Annotated in this window: 4 protein-coding genes and 1 pseudogene; 3 read left to right on the top strand and 2 right to left on the bottom strand. The window is 61.7% G+C overall.

All coding sequences use genetic code 11. The features are described 5' to 3' along the window. Positions 1-1,500, top strand: a 1,500-nt coding sequence (locus VOI29_RS22935) for a topoisomerase C-terminal repeat-containing protein (protein ID WP_323784010.1), incomplete at its 5' end; no start/stop codon positions are given. A 293-nt stretch (positions 1,501-1,793) separates the two neighbouring features. Here the strand turns inward: VOI29_RS22935 and VOI29_RS22930 are convergent. Both VOI29_RS22930 and VOI29_RS22925 read right to left on the bottom strand, forming a co-directional pair. Beyond that, positions 1,794-2,130, bottom strand: a pseudogene (locus VOI29_RS22930) (IS5/IS1182 family transposase); the annotation flags it as partial. Between the two features lie 430 nt (positions 2,131-2,560). Continuing rightward, positions 2,561-2,689, bottom strand: a complete 129-nt coding sequence (locus tag VOI29_RS22925) for a hypothetical protein (RefSeq protein WP_323784007.1) — start codon at positions 2,687-2,689, stop codon at positions 2,561-2,563. A 522-nt stretch (positions 2,690-3,211) separates the two neighbouring features. Here VOI29_RS22925 and VOI29_RS22920 point away from each other — a divergent pair. Then, positions 3,212-3,934: a CoA transferase subunit A gene (locus VOI29_RS22920; protein WP_323784005.1), complete on the top strand. Its 723-nt coding sequence runs from the start codon at positions 3,212-3,214 to the stop codon at positions 3,932-3,934. After that, a partial coding sequence (locus VOI29_RS22915) for a CoA-transferase (RefSeq protein WP_323784003.1) occupies positions 3,934-4,341 on the top strand: 408 nt, incomplete at its 3' end. The genes VOI29_RS22920 and VOI29_RS22915, both read left to right, overlap by 1 nt.

Genomic DNA, 4,341 nt, shown 5'->3' with positions numbered 1-4,341 from the left:
CTGTCGTGCCAGATGGAAGGTGCCCGTCTGGAACGCACCACTGTCGAAATCGGCTCGGATGACAAACAGGTCGTGCTGCGCGCCACCGGACAGGTGATGCTGTTTGACGGTTTCATGCGGGTTTATGAAGAAGGCCGCGATGATGTGGCCGACGAGGACGACAAGCGCCTTCCGCAGATCATGGAAGGCGAAGCGCTGAAATTTGCGTCTTCGCTGGCGGCCCAGACTGACAAGGCCGGCAAAGAGGCATCCGTGCTTTCTGAAGACGGTGCCGTGCTGGCGCTGCAGCACCACACCCAGCCGCCGCCGCGCTATACCGAGGCGACACTTGTGAAGCGCATGGAAGAGCTGGGCATCGGCCGCCCCTCGACCTATGCCTCCGTTATCACCACGATCCAGGACCGCGAGTACGTCCGCAAGGACAAGAACCGGCTGTTCCCCGAAGACAAAGGCCGGATCGTCACCATCTTCCTGCTGAATTTCTTCCGCAAATACGTGGGCTATGAATTCACCGCCAATCTGGAAGAAGAACTGGATGACGTCAGCGCAGGACAGCGCGACTACAAGGATCTGCTGGGCAAGTTCTGGCGCGATTTTTCCGCCGCCATTTCGGAAACCTCCGATCTGCGCATCACCGAGGTACTGGACGTGCTGGACGCAGCACTTGCGCCGCAGCTCTATCCGCCGCGCGAAGACGGCAGCGACCCGCGCATCTGCCCCAAATGCGGCGCAGGCCAGCTGCATTTGAAAACCTCGCGCACCGGCGGCTTTGTCGGCTGCGGCAATTACCCGGAATGCACCTACACCCGTCCCATCGCCGGCGAAGGGGCTGATGGCGATGAACGCCTGCTGGGCATGGACGGCGAAGATGAAATCCATCTGAAGGCCGGCCGCTTTGGCCCTTATGTGCAGCGCGGAGAAGCAACCCCTGAGAACAAAAAACCGCCGCGCGCCAGCCTGCCCAAAGGCTGGAACAAGGACGATATGGACCTGGAAAAGGCGCTGACCTTGCTCAGCCTACCGCGCCAGATCGGCGAACACCCCGAAGGCGGCGTGATTTCTTCCAATTTCGGCCGCTTCGGCCCCTATCTGATGCATCAGCTGCCGGAGGAGGAAAAACCGGTCTACGCCAACCTCAAAGACCCCAATGATGTCTTTGAAATCGGCATGAACCGGGCGGTGGAACTGCTGGCAGAAAAACGCGCCAACCCGGGCCGCCGCGGCAGCCGCGCCGCCGCCAAGCCGCTGAAGGAATTGGGCGATCACCCCGACAGCGGCGGTGCCATCAATATCATGGACGGGCGCTACGGGCCTTACGTCAAATGGGAGAAGGTGAACGCCACCCTGCCTAAGGATGTCGAGCCCAAGGACGTGACCATGGAGATGGCGGTGGAGCTTATTGCGGAAAAATCCGCAAAGGGCGGCAAGAAGAAAGCCACAGCCAAAAAGCCCGCAGCCAAGAAAAAAACCGCGCCGAAGAAGGCCGCGGCCAAGGAGTGACACCCGGCGGCATGGGCCAGGGTGGAGCGCTCCCGCCGGTTCCAGGCGCATTGGCATGCGCCCTCACCGTTGGGCCCGGCGCCGCTGGCGCGGCGCGCCCGCGACTGCCGGACATGTTGCGCAGCGGGTCAAGGCCGGTGCAGCTGCGCCAGCGGCTTGCCCTTGACATGGTGCAGAACAGCTTCAGGTCAGCCGGACGCTGTGTTCCCTGATGGGATGATCCGTCATCGATCTTCCAGGGCATAATCTAGATCGGGTGGCTGGACGCAGGCCCGTGTGCGTTTCATCCAGCCTCAAAGCGCCGGCAAGCGGGGCAGCCGGACGGGATTTCCAGCGGCGAGCGTCCGGGTGAAACGGGACCGCACCCGCTCAACGCCGCGATAGACGGTCTGGGCCATACTGCCAATGGTCTTGGTCCTGCCAAAAGTCTCCCTCGATCCTCTTGCGGTGCTTCTGGGACAGGGCATAGCCTTTGTGCCGGGTTGGGCGCCCGTCGATTGCTGAATGCCTCGCTTTCCTGGCGACGTGCGTGGTGACGCAGGCCTGGCGGAGATCCGCGACGAATTCGGCCGCATCGCATCCCTTGCCGGCCCCCAAGGTCGGCTGACGGGGCGATCCGGGGGAGGGGCGCTACAGCATGTCCAGCGCGGCATAGCTGAACAGCGACCCGCTCGTTTCGTCCGTCCCTCGCATCATCCCCCCGCCAAAATGCTGCTGAGGCTGAATCATGTCCTTCAGGCCGCGTCGAGCCCCGGCTTCTTCAGCGGAATGTTCTCATGATCGTTGTCAAGCCTCTGTTTCATAGCCACTTCTTCCGGCGGGACCGGTCAGGGTGTGATGTGGATGCTCAGGACAGGAGACGGAACTGAGACGACGGTTGAGCAAGCTCTCATGCACGGGTTGGTTACCGCGTGACCGTGGTTTCATCCTGCCGCTGCCTCGCTCCAAGGATCGGGCGTCGACAGTGCCGGCCCATAACAGGGCATTAGGGTTCCCCACCGCGTTCCGTCCCCAACCCTGCGCATCGGAAAGGGTCTAGGCGTCGCTGTTCGTAGTCTCCTCAGGCTTTGGCGGGTGAGATGGTGCGGGCGATCGCCCAGATGAAGCCGGCCATCTCGCACGTGATCGCCGTGATGACCACCACTTTGGCTTTTCCGGCCGCAACCAGATGCCGGTAGCGCTGGCACATCCTGAGCTGTCCTCTCCAGACGATATCGCGGACAGCCTGCGGCAGCTCGGAGCTGATCAGGGCGGTGCGGCACCGCCCCCAGGTGGCGGACCTCTCCGCCCCGTACACCCTCCCTCTGCAATCGCAACCGAGATCGTCGCCTTGTGGACATCCTGCCCGATGAACGTGCTATCCAGCATGTGCTCTCTCCCATTCTTGAGGCACAGCACCCGCCAACCGGGCGCAACCCTCGAACGGAGAATGCCCTGGGAGAGCCCGCTGACCCAGTCTGTTCAGAAACCGTTCATGGCGTCTAAGGCCAAGCCTGAACCTTAAAGGCGCCTCAGGGAAGCCCCCATTTGCGCCGCACAGCGGCGCCACGCTCAAGCTTCATGGTGTTTTTGCCGCAGGCAAAGGCTCCGGGAAGGCGCGGGAGCATCCCCCTCTCTGCCCTCAGTAGAAATACGTGTCACTCTCCGTATTCATTGACTCTGCCCCTGCCGGCAGCCAGAAATCCCGCAACCGGCATACTGGGAGAACTCCATGAAGAAGGTATATTCCAACGCTGCTGAAGCGCTCGACGGGCTGCTTCACGACGGCATGTTCATCGCTGCCGGGGGCTTCGGCCTCTGCGGTATCCCCGAGCTTCTGCTGCAGGCGATCAAGGACGCAGGCACCAAGGACCTGATTTTTGCCTCCAACAACGCAGGTGTCGATGACTTCGGCATTGGCATTCTGCTGCAGACCCGGCAGGTTAAAAAGATGATCTCGTCCTACGTGGGTGAAAACGCCGAGTTCATGCGCCAGTACCTGAGCGGTGAACTGGAACTGGAGTTCAATCCGCAGGGCACCCTGGCCGAGCGGATGCGGGCCGGCGGCGCAGGCATCCCGGGCTTTTTCACCAAGACCGGCGTCGGCACCGTGATCGCCGACGGCAAATACGAAAGGCAGTTCCCCACCGGCCCGGACGGCACCATGGAAGAATACATCATGGAAGAAGGCATTTTTGCCGATCTCGCCATCGTAAAGGCCTGGAAAGCCGATGAGACCGGCAACCTGGTGTTCCGCAAGACCGCCCGCAACTTCAATGCGCCTGCCGCCACCTGCGGCAAAGTCTGCGTGGCCGAAGTCGAGGAAATCGTGCCGACAGGCTCATTGGACCCGGATTCGATCCACCTTCCCGGCATCTATGTGCACCGCATTATTCAAGGCCAGCACGAGAAACGCATTGAACAGCCCACTGTCCGCCAGAAGGAGCAAGCATAATGCCTTGGGACCGCAATCAGATGGCGGCACGCGCCGCGCAGGAACTGCAGGACGGCTGGTATGTGAACCTTGGCATCGGTATTCCGACGCTGGTGTCCAACTATATCCCGGAAGGCGTGGAAGTGACCCTGCAATCGGAGAACGGCATGCTGGGCATGGGCCCCTTCCCCATTGAAGGCGAAGAGGACGCGGACCTGATCAATGCCGGCAAGCAGACCATCACCGAGCTGCCGCAGACTGCCTATTTCGACTCTGCACAGTCGTTCGCGATGATCCGCGGCGGCAAGATTGCCATGGCGATCCTTGGCGCGATGGAAGTGGCTGAAAACGGCGATCTGGCAAACTGGATGATCCCCGGCAAGCTGGTCAAAGGAATGGGCGGCGCCATGGACCTGGTCGCAGGTGTC

Source organism: Leisingera sp., from assembly GCF_034669605.1.
In the GTDB taxonomy this organism is placed as follows: Bacteria; Pseudomonadota; Alphaproteobacteria; order Rhodobacterales; family Rhodobacteraceae; genus Leisingera.
The sequence above is the reverse complement of the archived record's forward strand: the minus strand, read 5'-3'. Positions and strand labels throughout refer to the sequence as shown.

Coding starts and splice junctions, on each gene's coding strand:
- VOI29_RS22925 (WP_323784007.1), bottom strand. CDS start 2,689: ATGTGCCAGCGCTACCGGCATCTGGTTGCGGCCGGAAAAGCCAAAGTG.
- VOI29_RS22920 (WP_323784005.1), top strand. CDS start 3,212: ATGAAGAAGGTATATTCCAACGCTGCTGAAGCGCTCGACGGGCTGCTT.